This window comes from Pseudomonas sp. AB6 (assembly GCF_034314105.1).
GTDB lineage: Bacteria > Pseudomonadota > Gammaproteobacteria > Pseudomonadales > Pseudomonadaceae > Aquipseudomonas.
Map to the genome: position 1 here is coordinate 2,955,213 of NZ_JAVIWJ010000001.1, position 12,939 is coordinate 2,968,151.

Here is a 12,939-nt window from a genome sequence, read left to right on the forward strand (position 1 = left end):
GTTTAATTGAGCCAATAGACCTCGCCCAGTTAATTTGACCAGTCGAGAGATTCACTATTATCGCCTCTGAGCGGGTCGATGCTGCGTGCACTTTATCCAGTGAATTCGCTCATCCCTAAACTTAAACAGGTACATGTTCATGACTAATAAAAAAGACTCACGTTCCTCGATGCCGTCAAAATCCAAGCCTACACTTGATTTGGACACGGCGGTGGAACAGTACATTCATCAAGGAGGTATTATCCATGTAGTGCCACTGGGAGAAACTGCTGAATTTTCAGCAGAACCATTGGCGCAAAAAAACACACACATCGAGTCAGAAGAAGAGATATATAAAAAAGTCGAATTATTAAAAACCCTGGCAGCCAAGGGTGCAGGAGTTAGCTCATTGCAATACTCACTGCGGATGACTAGAAGAGACGTCCGTAGAATGGCAGGGGAACAAGGGATTAAAATCTCTCATAGTCGGCCTATTCGCGGCACCAGGAGTGAAGAACTCCAAGATCCAGAGGCGGTGGACGACAGGGTGGCCGGCCACGCGATGCATTACTCTAGCCTAGGGTACAACGCAATGGAGATTGCACAAAAACTGAATTTGAGCGTCCGCCAAGTCTGGAAAATCGGTCGAGACTATCGTTTTGAATTCAAGCAAATCAAAGAACAGGCAGCGCCCGACGAACTATTGGACAAGTGATGAACGGTGTAATAAAGCGCACCTTTAACTCACTGTTTATCGCGTTTTTACATTTACGCTTACGGAGTCTAGCCCCTCACCTATTCGCTAATGAGCATTCAACATGATCAACGCTCAATCATAGGCATGAGCCCTGTCAAGGTTATAGCGTTGTTTACAGCACTGTCAGAGGCGTCAGCAGCCACTGCGCTGCCTTTTTTGGATGAACGCAATTAAAGGATCTACGCTTGGTTCTTGATTGCTTTCCGTCAGTGCTAACTTTTTATTTTTTTGACATTGAATCTTAACGATAGGGTTTTGTATAACCCCTCAGACTTTACTAATGAAAAAAATTTTTAAAATAGTCAACGATGATCTTATCCACTTGATGAACGCGCTGCATACTGACAACACGCGCAGGCTGGATAACGTAAGACCGGTGCAGTTAATTGGAGTAACAGCCACAGAAGCAAGTTCGCGAACAATGTAGATATGCTCGCCTTGGCGAGTCATTTTCCAAGACTCTCAAACATGATCATACCTTTGTGCTTATTTCAATAAGTACAAATGAAGTGCTATTTATTTGAGTCAATACTCGAAACGCCCTCCCCTCACGTGCTTAGAGACGCCTGAGGGGAGGTCGCGTAGGTGTTAAAACAACTTGCGACCTTTGTTGGCCGCGATACGCATACGTAGAGCGTTCAGCTTGATGAACCCAGCTGCGTCCGCCTGGTTATAGGCACCGCCGTCTTCTTCAAACGTTGCAATAGTTGCGTCGAACAACGACTCCTCGGACTTGCGGCCCGTCACGATAACGTTGCCTTTATAGAGCTTCAGACGAACTACACCATTCACATGCGCCTGAGACGCGTCGATCATCTGTTGCAACATCAGACGCTCAGGGCTCCACCAATAGCCGGTGTAGATCAGGCTGGCGTACTTGGGCATCAGTTCGTCCTTGAGGTGAGCCACTTCGCGATCCAAGGTGATTGATTCAATAGCACGGTGAGCGCGCAGCATAATCGTGCCACCTGGAGTCTCGTAGCAACCACGGGACTTCATGCCCACATAGCGATTTTCAACGATGTCCAAACGACCGATACCATTTTCGCCGCCAATGCGGTTCAGAGTCGCCAGAACGGTCGCAGGCGACATTTCCACGTCATCGAGCGCCACGATGTCGCCGTTGCGGTAAGTCAGCTCAAGGTATGTGGCGACGTTCGGCGCGTCCTCAGGAGACTTGGTCCAACGCCACATGTCATCTTCGTGCTCGGTCCAAGTGTCTTCCAACACGCCGCCTTCATAGGAGATGTGCAGCAAGTTAGCATCCATCGAGTAGGGCGACTTCTTCTTTCCATGGCGCTCAATCGGGATGTTGTGTTTCTCCGCGTAATCCATGAGTTTTTCCCGCGACAGCAGGTCCCACTCACGCCAAGGGGCGATGACTTTAACGCCTGGTTTAAGCGCATAAGCACCCAATTCGAAACGAACTTGATCGTTGCCTTTGCCCGTGGCGCCGTGGGAAATCGCATCCGCACCGGTTTCGTTAGCGATTTCAATCAGACGCTTGGCGATCAGCGGTCGCGCAATGGATGTCCCCAGCAGGTATTCGCCTTCGTAGACAGTGTTCGCGCGGAACATTGGAAACACGAAATCGCGCACAAACTCTTCGCGCAGGTCATCGATATAAATTTCTTTGACGCCCATGGCTTGTGCCTTGGCGCGTGCCGGCTCGACTTCTTCACCTTGACCCAAGTCAGCGGTGAATGTCACTACCTCGCAGTTATACGTGTCCTGAAGCCACTTTAGGATTACCGAAGTATCCAGGCCACCGGAATACGCGAGAACTACCTTGTTTACGTCCGCCATGCCATCACTCCACCGGGTTGTACGGAAAGCGAGGGATTCTACCGCTCAAGCCGATGGTTTTACAGGGGCGCGACAGCTTGTGACGACCAAGCGACAGTTAAAGTCGAGCAGGGCATTAATTGAAGCTGATTACGTCGCGGAGCCAGCAGATCCTGCTGCAACCACGGCCGGAGCTTTGTCATCCGGCGGCAGCCGCTCCAACTGAACATTAACTCGTCGATTGCGCGAACGATTGGCTGCGTTAGTGTTAGGTGCCAAGGGATAGCGTTCGCCATGAAATCGCATAGTGATCTGCTTTTCAGGAATGCCTTGGGCTTTAAAAAAGTCCATCACGGCCAGCGCCCTGCGCCGTGACATATCTCGATTGGTCAGTCGATTGCCACTGTTGTCAGAATGGCCGTCGAGCTCAATGTGATTTACCGTCGGATCGGCCTTGAGGAAGTCAGCAATGACTTGCAGCTTAGCTCGCGCCTGGACGTCAAGATCGGCATCACTGCGCGGAAAATTGACTTGCGCTTGCTTGACCTGCTCATAATTCTTCGAAAGCAACTTAGCGGTACAGGCTTGATAATCGCTGAACGCTTTAGCGAACCGGACGGGCAACAAGCGAATTTCCAGTACGTTTCCCTCCTGCCCCTGACGGCGGATTAACGGACTGCGACCTTCCAATAGCCCTGCAATCAGGCCTCCCGCTTGTCCCTGCGAGGAGTTAAATGGAATCGCGCTGTTGTTCATTCTGACCGCGCCGAGGTTGACGTCTCCGCGGCCGGGCTGCCACGGCGCTGCCGCAGCCAATAGGGTTGCCGAACCTGAACCCAGCGACGCGCTATTTGCTTTCAGGCGGAATGTGGCTTGCTCTCCCGCACGACGGACGAATTCGCCCGCACCGAAGTCAGTGATAGGTTGGGTCAGGCGGCACTCAAATTTATCGCCTTCGACTTTCCATTCGATACTTTCCAAGCGAGTCTGGAAAGTGATGGCCACCGCCGGCAAACTGGCAAACACGCTGAGGAAGGCTAAATATCGCTGGCGCACAGGAGGCTCCACTAGAAGAACTGCATACGTCTAGCTATCGGTTAGTTCCCCAATAACTTGATAGCGAGTGCCTGTATGAGTGTTTTCCGGTAGCATTCCCTGCGAGTTTGACCCGCCTGGAATCCCAATGTCTGATCGCCTGATCCTCCTGCGTCCCGACGACTGGCACATTCATCTCCGCGATGGAGCTGTTTTGCCTCACACCGTTGCTGACGTAGCGCGCACTTTTGGCCGCGCCATCATTATGCCCAACCTGGTACCCCCGGTTCGCACTGCTCAGGAAGCTGATGCCTATCGCCAGCGCATCCTTGCCGCGCGACCAGCGGGTAGCCGCTTTGAGCCATTGATGGTGCTTTATCTAACTGACCTGACTCAACCGCAGGAAATACACGCCGCCAAAGCCAGTGGTTTTGTTCACGCTGCAAAGCTGTATCCGGCCGGTGCAACCACTAATTCCGATTCAGGCGTCACCAGCATCGACAAAATTTTCCCAGCGCTGGAAGCCATGGCTGAGGTCGGTCTGCCTCTCTTGGTCCACGGCGAGGTGACGCGCGCTGAAATAGATGTTTTCGACCGAGAAAAAATCTTCATTGATGAACATTTGCGTCGTGTTGTGGAGCGCTTTCCTACATTGAAAGTCGTCTTCGAGCACATCACTACCCGTGAAGCCGTACAGTTCGTTGAAGCAGCTCCGGCCAATGTCGGTGCAACCATTACGGCCCATCACTTGCTTTACAACCGCAATCACATGTTGGTCGGTGGTATTCGCCCTCATCTCTATTGCTTGCCGGTTCTCAAGCGAAATAGCCACCAGGAAGCATTGCTCGACGCCGCTACCCACGGCAGCACGAAGTTTTTTCTGGGTACTGATTCTGCTCCACATGCCCAGCACGCTAAAGAAGCCGCTTGCGGCTGCGCCGGTTGCTACACCGCTTATGCCGCAATTGAGCTTTACGCCGAGGCATTTGAGATGCGCAATGCGCTAGACAAGCTGGAAGGTTTCGCCAGTGTTCACGGTCCGGCGTTTTACGGCTTGGCAAGCAACCGCGACACCATAACCCTGGTCCGTGATGAATGGACCGCACCCACCAGCCTGCCCTTTGGCGAGCTGTCCGTAATTCCGCTGCGCGCCGGTGAAAAGCTGCGCTGGCGCCTGCTGGAGGAAAACGCGTGAGCGAAGATCATTTCGACGACGAACAGGAAGGTCATGGCGGCGGCGGAAGCAATTCCAGGCATCCTATGGCGGCCCGCTTCCGCGGCTATCTGCCGGTCGTTATCGATGTAGAAACCGGTGGATTCAATTCGGCGACCGACGCTCTGCTTGAAATAGCAGCTGTTACCATCGGCATGGATGAGAAAGGATTTGTGTTCCCTGAACACACCTACTTCTTCCGGGTTGAGCCATTCAAAGGCGCAAATGTCGAAGCGGCAGCGCTGGAGTTCACCGGCATCAAGTTGGATCACCCCCTGCGCATGGCCGTTAGCGAAGAAGTCGCCTTGACCGACATTTTCCGGGGCGTGCGTAAAGCGTTAAAGGCGAACGGTTGCAAGCGCGCCATTTTGGTTGGTCACAACGCAAGCTTCGACCTTGGCTTTTTGAACGCGGCCGTCACGCGTATAGACATGAAACGCAACCCATTTCATCCGTTTTCCAGCTTCGACACGGCGACGCTTGCTGGCTTGGCATATGGCCAAACCGTATTAGCAAAAGCGTGCCAGGCCGCCGACATCGACTTTGACGGTCGGGAAGCGCACTCCGCGCGCTACGACACTGAAAAGACGGCTGACCTATTCTGCGGAATCGTCAATCGCTGGAAACAGATGGGTGGCTGGGAAGACTTTAACGACTGATACCGTTCCAGTACTTACTAACCGGCCTCTGTGGCCGGTTTTTTTGTAGTGGCCATTGACGATCCCCCCCTTTCGTCGGTGACTTAAAACAAACAGCTCCTCCAATTTAAAGTGCTTTGACAAGCATTCTCATTACGATTAGTATCTTGCGAATTGAGTCACCACCAACGACGGTTCTCACTTTATGTATGTATGCCTCTGCCAAGGTGTCACTGATGGACAAATCCGAGACGCGATACTGGACGGCTGTTGCAGCTACCGCGATGTTCGTCAAACTTTAGGTGTTGCCAGCAAATGTGGAAAATGCGCATCTTTTGCCAAGGAAGTTGTGCGTGACACGCTGACCGCATTGCAAACGAGCCAAGTAGTCATGGCCTATCCGGCGGAACATTCAGTCCCTTAGAAATTCCAGCATTTTTCAGAACCGGACCTTGTGTCCGGTTTTTTTATGTCTGTAATTCAATTGCTTGCAATCAAGATGCGGAACTCAAACATTCTTATTTGTATTTAAACAACTTATTATTCAACAACTTAGATTTGACACCATTTGCGGTGCAGCCCAAGCTTGCTGCTTATTCAGATCTAGCAATGGCAGGCACCCACATGAAAGGCGACATTACAGTCATCCAGCATCTCAATAAGATCCTCGGAAACGAGCTGGTCGCCATCAATCAGTACTTCCTGCATGCCCGCATGTACCAGGATTGGGGCCTGAAAAAACTTGGCGAGCACGAATATCACGAATCTATCGACGAAATGAAGCACGCAGATAAATTGATCAAACGCATTCTGTTCCTTGAAGGCCTCCCAAACCTGCAAGATTTAGGCAAAATATTGATTGGTGAAAACACCAAAGAAATGATCGAGTGCGATCTCAAAATCGAACAGAAAGCCCTGATTGATCTTAAAACCGCCATTGCACACTTTGAGGTCGTCGGCGATTTCGGCAGCCGAGATTTACTCGAAGACATTCTCGAGTCCGAGGAAGAGCACATCGACTGGCTGGAAACCCAACTGGGCCTGATCGATAAAGTCGGTATTGAAAACTACCTGCAATCGCAGATGGGCGAGTGATAAACCTTCGACTTAATGGGGTCAGTTCACTCTCGATACTGAGAGCAGGGCTTTTCCATTCTTGCTGACTAAGCTTGACGTATCGACTACACCCCTTCGGGCCAATCAAGCAAACCTTCCCGGAACCGGGGAAGGCTATTAACAACCGGTTATCAAGCGTCTGCTTTTTCAGCGGCCGCTTTGACCGTTGCATCCTTGATTTGCGTCTGCAGATCACCGCTGGCAAACAGCTCAGTAATGATGTCGCTGCCGCCGACCAATTCACCACCGACCCACAGCTGTGGAAAGGTTGGCCAGTTGGCATATTTAGGCAGGTTTGCGCGAATTTCCGGGTTTTGCAGGATATCGACGTAAGCGAACTTCTCGCCACACGCCATCAATGCCTGCGAAGCCTTTGCCGAAAAACCACACTGTGGCGCATTCGGAGAGCCTTTCATGTAAAGCAGAACGGTGTTGGCGTTGATCTGCTCTTTAATCGTTTCGATGATATCCATGGAACACCTCGGCTGAACTTTCCGACTCAGATGTCGGCATGGTCGCGCATTGTAGCGGAAACCCGAGCGCTACGCTCGGCCTCTCCCTGTCGACCATCGACTGATAAAGCTCACGCTGCAGCAACCTTAACCGGTACACCATTCAGCACAGCGTTGCCGGACAGCGTGTCCAATTGACGCTCGTCGGTCAAGTCATTGGCGCTTACGCCGGGCTGTTTACCGGCTATCGCCATCTGTACCCCAGGGCGAGCGTGCCCCCAACCGTGGGGCAAGCTGACTACGCCCGGCATCATTTCTGCACTGCCGAGAACTTGCACTTCAACCGCTCCGACCCGCGAGCTGACTCGAACCCACTGCCCATCGCTTAAGCCACGACTGCTCAAATCATCAGGATGCATGAGCAGTTGATGCCGCGGCTTACCTTTCACTAAGCGATGGTAATTGTGCATCCAGGAATTGTTACTGCGCACGTGCCGACGCCCAATCAGCAGCAACTCTGAGGCCTGTGGTGCCTCGGCCGCAGCAAACCTCGCCAGATCGGCAAGAATTACGTCTGGCGCCGCCTGAATACGCTGGTTGGCGGTGTTCAAACGCAACGTCAAATTCGGTTTAAGCGGCCCCAAATCCAACCCGTGGGGGTGACCGCGCAATGTTTCCAAGGAAAGTTTGTGTTCGGAGGCGTCGCCGTACAATCCGCTACGCAAGCCTATGTCAATCATCTGTGACGGCGATATTGTAGGCTTCAGCTCACGCGCGGCTTTAGCGGCGAACGCCTTGGCCAAACCGACAAAAATCTCCCAGTCATGAAGCGCGCCGTCCGGCTTTGCCAAGATGGCGCGGTTGAAACGGGTGACATTACGCACGGCGAACATATTAAAGGTCGTGTCGTAATGGTCATTTTCCAATGCCGATGTGGACGGCAGTATCAAATCGGCGTAACGCGTGGTTTCGTTGATGTACAAGTCAATGCTAAGCATAAACTCCAAACCATCGAGTGCCTGTTCCAGTTTTCGCCCATTAGGTGTCGACAGCACAGGGTTGCCGGCCACGGTGATCAGTGCGCGGACCTGCCCATCCCCTTCGCTCAACATTTCTTCGGCCAACGCGGACACCGGTAACTCACCGGCATACTCAGGCAACCCCGACACGCGACTTTGCCACCGATTGAAATGCCCACCGGATGTCGACGCGACGAGATCCACTGCAGGTTCCGTACACAGGGCGCCGCCTACTCGGTCGAGATTGTCCGTCACCAGATTGATCAGTTGCACTAACCAATGACACAGCGTGCCAAACGTTTGTGTGGAAATCCCCATTCGCCCATAACATACCGCTTTGTCTGCGGCAGCGAAGTCCCGCGCTAATTGGCGAATCTTCTCGGCGGGTACACCGCAGCGCGGGCTCATTGCCTCAGCATTTAAAAGGCTGACAGACTGACGCACGACGTCCAGCCCATCTACCGGTAAGTGGCTGGTGCGGGTCAGGTTTTCTTCAAACAAGGTGTTGAGCATGCCAAACAACAATGCCGCATCGCCTCCAGGACGCACAAACAAGTGTTGATCGGCAATCGCTGCTGTTTCGCTGCGACGAGGGTCGACCACTACCACCTTACCGCCCCGCGCCTGAATTGCTTTCAACCGCTTCTCGACGTCCGGGACGGTCATGATGCTGCCGTTTGAGGCCAATGGATTACCGCCAAGGATCAGCATGAAATTCGTGTGATCAATGTCGGGAATCGGCAGCAAAAGGCCGTGACCGTACATCAAGTGACTGCTCAGGTGATGCGGCAACTGGTCAATGGATGTGGCAGAGAATCGGTTTCGAGTCTTCAACAACCCGAGAAAATAATTGCTGTGGGTCATCAGTCCATAGTTGTGCACGCTGGGGTTGCCCTGATACACCGCCACCGCGTTTTGACCATGACGCTGCTGTATGGAAAACAGACGCTCGGCCACCATTTCGAATGCTGCCTGCCACTCAATGGGCTGCCATTGCGTGCCTACACGAAGCATGGGCTGCCGGAGGCGGTCAGGGTCATTTTGTATGTCTTGCAGGGCCACCGCTTTGGGGCAAATGTGACCACGACTAAAACTGTCCAAGGGGTCACCCTTGATTGACGTAATCCGGGCACCAACGCCTTCATCGGTGGTGGTTTCGATCGTCAAGCCACAAATGGCTTCACACAGATGGCAGGCACGGTGGTGGAGAGTCTTGGTCATCGCCAGCCTCATTTTGTTTTGAACGACCTCGACGATCGCGGAAACAAAACTATGGCGTTTGAAGGAGGACTACGCCAGAGACGTTTGTCGTGTGAATCGGGCGGCATCAGGCGGGCCAATGCTGCCCCTTGGCATTCAGCCAAGCGTCACGACAGTCTTGAACGTATTTTGCAGCTCATGAACGGTTTCGATCTGCTCCTGAGCAATATGGACACCGGTGATTTCGCCGATCAAACGCCAATGCTCATCAAGCTCGGCGCTGATCGTCGCCATGCGATCAATCATGTGTTTGCCGGCTGTTCGGGTGACTTCGTCCTTGCTGCGCAACAACTCAAACGACATCGAAGTCATAGATGCGGTGAGATGGGTCAAAGTGCGGGCTGTGTGCCCAAGTAATTCCGTTAGTTGCTGTTCTTTAGAATCCATTCCCATAGCCCCCTGTGAGCAAGCAACCTTTATAACCCAGCACGGCTGTTTAGGAAACGGTACCTACCGGGGCAACGCTCTAGACTTAGCGGAGTTACGGAATGTCACTATTACAAGATATGCATGAATTGCCAAAGCGCCAACCGGCAGTGTACAAATGCGCGCAACATATTGAAGTTAGCTCGCTATTGGCAATACGCGACATTTGCTTATACCATCGCGCCTTCCCTATTCGTCGCCCCGTGCGGCTTTCGCCGCAGGTCTCGCCCGTTTTCCCGATAAAACCCGGCTTTGAGTATCTGCGGTCTGTTGCAAAAAGGTAGTTAATGATGAGCGCAAGGCACTTTCTCTCGATGATGGATTACACGCAGCAAGAGCTGGTCAGTGTTATTCGTCGCGGCATAGAGCTGAAGGACCTGCGAAATCGCGGCGTACTTTTCGAGCCGTTAAAAAATCGGGTTCTCGGAATGATCTTCGAGAAATCTTCGACTCGGACGCGCGTTTCGTTTGAAGCGGGCATGATCCAACTAGGTGGGCAGGCAATCTTTTTGTCCCCGCGAGACACCCAATTGGGTCGCGGTGAGCCTATCGGCGATGGTGCTCGGGTCATGTCTCGCATGGTAGATGCCGTCATGATTCGCACCTTTGCCCACAGTAACCTGACCGAATTCGCCGCACATTCCATCGTCCCGGTCATCAACGGACTTTCCGATGACCTGCACCCCTGCCAATTGCTGGCGGACATGCAAACCTTCCTGGAGCATCGAGGTTCAATCCAAGGCAAGATCGTTGCGTGGATCGGCGACGGCAATAACATGTGCAATAGCTATATAGAGGCCGCGATCAAGTTTGACTTCCAATTACGTATCGCCTGCCCCGCAGGTTATGAACCTGGCGTTGAGTTTCTGGCGTTGGCCGGGGATCGGGTCAGCGTTATGCGTGATCCTCGGCAAGCCGTGGCAGGTGCGCATCTGGTAAGCACCGACGTTTGGACCTCCATGGGTCAAGAAGAAGAGACTGCCAACCGCCTGGCCCTATTCGCGCCCTATCAAGTCACACGTGGATTACTGGATCTCGCCGCCAAAGACGTGTTGTTTATGCATTGCTTGCCTGCGCATCGAGGGGAAGAGATCAGCCTTGACCTACTCGATGACCCGCGAGCCGTGCCGTGGGACCAGGCTGAAAACCGCCTGCACGCGCAAAAAGCGCTGCTTGAGTTCTTGGTCAAGCCAGCCTATCGCAACGAATGAGTCAGCTCGCACTGTTGAACCTGAATAACATGGCCTGTGGCTATCAGGATCAGTCCGTGGTGAAGGCGCTCAACCTGCACCTAAACGCTGGTGATATCGGATGACTGCTTGGCGCTTACGGTTGCGGAAAGACCACGGCACTGTGACTATTGTCCGGGACAAGAAGTAGGGATTCGAGTAAAGAAACAGACGTTGGTGGTGTTTCCAGGCGAAACACCACCCCCTGTAGCTGTCCTATTTGCTAGACATGGATTACTTGGCACAACGCAGCGCTACTCATGGCAACAACAAGTTGGCTTGTTAAAGACGTCGCGAACATTACCCCAGCAACAGTTTTCCGCTGGCGATCAATCTTGCATGCCCAGCAATCTTCACCCGGTCGCCATCCAGACGGCAAAACAGCTCGCCGCCACGGGCTGAGCATTGGTAGGCGATCAGGCTGAGTTTGCCGAGTCGGTTCGACCAATACGGGATTAACGAGCAGTGCGTTGACCCGGTCACCGGATCTTCGGAAACGCCAATGGCCGGCGCAAAATAGCGAGAAACAAAATCATAGGTTTCGCCCCTCGCGGTAACAATCACTCCCGGCCAAGGCAGACGGACCAGAGCCGCCATGTCCGGCTGACACTCACGAACCGCCTGCTCGGACTCCAGCACAACCATCAATTCGACTGAGCCGTAGACATCCACGATGTCCACTCCCAGCGCCCGCTCAAGCTCGACAGTCACCGCAGCGCTGGTCGGGACCATCGCGGGAAAATCCAATACCAGGCGGTTATTTTCCCGCGTGACGCTCAGCGCCCCAGCCCTGCCGACAAAGTCGATGCGCTCGGCGGGATCGCTGTAAACCTCGAACAGCACATGGGCCGCCGCCAACGTGGCATGGCCGCACAAAGGCACCTCCGTGGATGGCGTAAACCAGCGAATGTGCCAACCCTGACCTTCACGAACCAGAAACGCGGTTTCTGCGAGGTTGTGTTCGGCAGCGATCTTTTGCATCAGCTCATCCGACAGCCAGCTATCTAGCCGATAAACCATCGCAGGGTTACCACTGAACGGGTGCTCGCTAAACGCGTCGACTTGATGAAATTCAAGCTGCATACCGACCCCTTCCATGATGTATTCGAATCGTTGGTTGGCACCAAGCATGCACTTCAACTGAGTGTGCCGCCAGCCCGTCAAATGTGTGGTCGTCTACGATGCGGCGCGTTACGCACGACCAATCTCGGCAAAAACTGCTTGGGTAAATTCGGCTAACACCGCAGATGAAAGTTCCACCTCAAGGCCACGACGACCGGCACTGACAAATACCGTGGTAAATAGCTGCGCAGATAGGTCAATAAACGTACGCAAACGCTTTTTCTGCCCAAGCGGGCTGATGCCGCCTAACAAATAGCCGGTCGAACGTTGAGCTGAAGCCGGATCTGCCATTTCGGTTTTTTTTGCACCGGCAGCGTGGGCCAGTGCTTTGAGGTCTAACGTACCTGCCACCGGCACCACGGCAACCAGTAGCTCGCCCTTTTCAGTGGCGGCTAAAAGCGTCTTGAATACACGAGCAGGCTCCAATCCAAGCTTTTCCGCCGCTTCTAGCCCGTAAGACGCCGCCTTGGGGTCGTGCTCGTAACTATGAACATGGTGATCAGCCCTAACTTTTTTTAATAAATCTAATGCGGGTGTCATGCAGCTCTCCATAGGGGGCAAAGCGCTAAGGTTGTCGTGCACACTTTAAGACATATGCAGCTAAAACACTGCATCAACGGCGAATTTCAGCCTATATCCTTATAACTTCGCAAATAATCTGCCGGGTTAAACGGTGACGACGAGACATTTCCTACTCGATTTACAGCAATGCCGGCAAAACGGCCAAGAAAAAAACAACGAAAGGTTCACTTCCGACCTTTGACAGGGTTCTTTATTGTCTATATTTTTTCGTTAACGAATAAATCAGACTTAGTCTGGTCCAACTTCGTAACTTGAGAGGAGCGGGGTTTCTCCCTTCAGGATAAAAATGAATGTTGCTGATCGTCTGACAACGTTCGAGAAAAACA

Annotated in this window: 13 protein-coding genes and 1 pseudogene; 7 read left to right on the plus strand and 7 right to left on the minus strand. The window is 52.8% G+C overall.

Annotated elements, in window-relative coordinates; all coding sequences use genetic code 11:
* Positions 1-139: 139 nt before the first annotated feature.
* The gene (locus tag RGW60_RS13960; protein ID WP_322205156.1) at positions 140-694 is read left to right on the plus strand and encodes a hypothetical protein; all 555 of its coding nucleotides are present in this window, start codon (positions 140-142) and stop codon (positions 692-694) included.
* A gap of 630 nt (positions 695-1,324) precedes the next feature.
* On the opposite strand, the gene RGW60_RS13965 is transcribed toward RGW60_RS13960, so the two are convergent.
* Together RGW60_RS13965 and RGW60_RS13970 are read right to left on the minus strand one after the other, a co-directional pair.
* Positions 1,325-2,542, minus strand: a complete 1,218-nt coding sequence (locus RGW60_RS13965; protein ID WP_322205157.1) for an argininosuccinate synthase — start codon at positions 2,540-2,542, stop codon at positions 1,325-1,327.
* Positions 2,543-2,671: 129 nt separating this feature from the next.
* Complete coding sequence (locus RGW60_RS13970; protein ID WP_322205158.1) at positions 2,672-3,577, minus strand: flagellar protein MotY; 906 nt, start codon at positions 3,575-3,577, stop codon at positions 2,672-2,674.
* A 127-nt stretch (positions 3,578-3,704) separates the two neighbouring features.
* Between RGW60_RS13970 and pyrC the strand changes: the two genes are divergently transcribed.
* From pyrC to bfr, 4 genes are all read left to right on the plus strand, one after another.
* Positions 3,705-4,751: a dihydroorotase gene (pyrC, locus tag RGW60_RS13975; RefSeq protein ID WP_322205159.1), complete on the plus strand. Its 1,047-nt coding sequence runs from the start codon at positions 3,705-3,707 to the stop codon at positions 4,749-4,751.
* Positions 4,748-5,428, plus strand: a complete 681-nt coding sequence (rnt, locus tag RGW60_RS13980; RefSeq protein ID WP_322205160.1) for a ribonuclease T — start codon at positions 4,748-4,750, stop codon at positions 5,426-5,428. Before pyrC ends, rnt begins: the two co-directional genes overlap by 4 nt.
* A 184-nt stretch (positions 5,429-5,612) precedes the next feature.
* Positions 5,613-5,831 carry a bacterioferritin-associated ferredoxin gene (locus tag RGW60_RS13985; protein ID WP_322205161.1) on the plus strand — a complete coding sequence of 73 codons (219 nt, stop codon included), beginning with the start codon at positions 5,613-5,615 and terminating at the stop codon, positions 5,829-5,831.
* A gap of 200 nt (positions 5,832-6,031) precedes the next feature.
* On the plus strand, positions 6,032-6,502 hold the full coding sequence (gene bfr / locus RGW60_RS13990) for a bacterioferritin (RefSeq protein ID WP_322205162.1): 471 nt from the start codon (positions 6,032-6,034) through the stop codon (positions 6,500-6,502).
* A gap of 152 nt (positions 6,503-6,654) precedes the next feature.
* On the opposite strand, the gene grxD is transcribed toward bfr, so the two are convergent.
* The 3 genes from grxD to RGW60_RS14005 form a co-directional block, all read right to left on the minus strand.
* Positions 6,655-6,996: a Grx4 family monothiol glutaredoxin gene (gene grxD / locus RGW60_RS13995; RefSeq protein WP_322165812.1), complete on the minus strand. Its 342-nt coding sequence runs from the start codon at positions 6,994-6,996 to the stop codon at positions 6,655-6,657.
* A 110-nt stretch (positions 6,997-7,106) separates the two neighbouring features.
* On the minus strand, positions 7,107-9,215 hold the full coding sequence (locus RGW60_RS14000) for a molybdopterin oxidoreductase family protein (RefSeq protein WP_322205163.1): 2,109 nt from the start codon (positions 9,213-9,215) through the stop codon (positions 7,107-7,109).
* A gap of 135 nt (positions 9,216-9,350) precedes the next feature.
* The gene (locus RGW60_RS14005; protein WP_322205164.1) at positions 9,351-9,641 is read right to left on the minus strand and encodes a hypothetical protein; all 291 of its coding nucleotides are present in this window, start codon (positions 9,639-9,641) and stop codon (positions 9,351-9,353) included.
* 329 nt (positions 9,642-9,970) lie between these two features.
* Here RGW60_RS14005 and argF point away from each other — a divergent pair, with 329 nt between their 5' ends.
* Positions 9,971-10,891 carry an ornithine carbamoyltransferase gene (gene argF / locus RGW60_RS14010; RefSeq protein ID WP_322205165.1) on the plus strand — a complete coding sequence of 307 codons (921 nt, stop codon included), beginning with the start codon at positions 9,971-9,973 and terminating at the stop codon, positions 10,889-10,891.
* Positions 10,888-10,992 (plus strand): annotated as a pseudogene (locus RGW60_RS14015) (iron ABC transporter ATP-binding protein); the annotation flags it as partial. The gene argF and the pseudogene RGW60_RS14015, both read left to right, overlap by 4 nt.
* 217 nt (positions 10,993-11,209) lie before the next feature.
* On the opposite strand, the gene RGW60_RS14020 reads toward RGW60_RS14015, so the two are convergent.
* Positions 11,210-11,992: a PhzF family phenazine biosynthesis protein gene (locus tag RGW60_RS14020; RefSeq protein ID WP_322206917.1), complete on the minus strand. Its 783-nt coding sequence runs from the start codon at positions 11,990-11,992 to the stop codon at positions 11,210-11,212.
* A 108-nt stretch (positions 11,993-12,100) separates the two neighbouring features.
* The gene (gene ybaK, locus RGW60_RS14025; RefSeq protein ID WP_322205166.1) at positions 12,101-12,571 is read right to left on the minus strand and encodes a Cys-tRNA(Pro) deacylase; all 471 of its coding nucleotides are present in this window, start codon (positions 12,569-12,571) and stop codon (positions 12,101-12,103) included.
* Positions 12,572-12,939 lie beyond the last annotated feature (368 nt).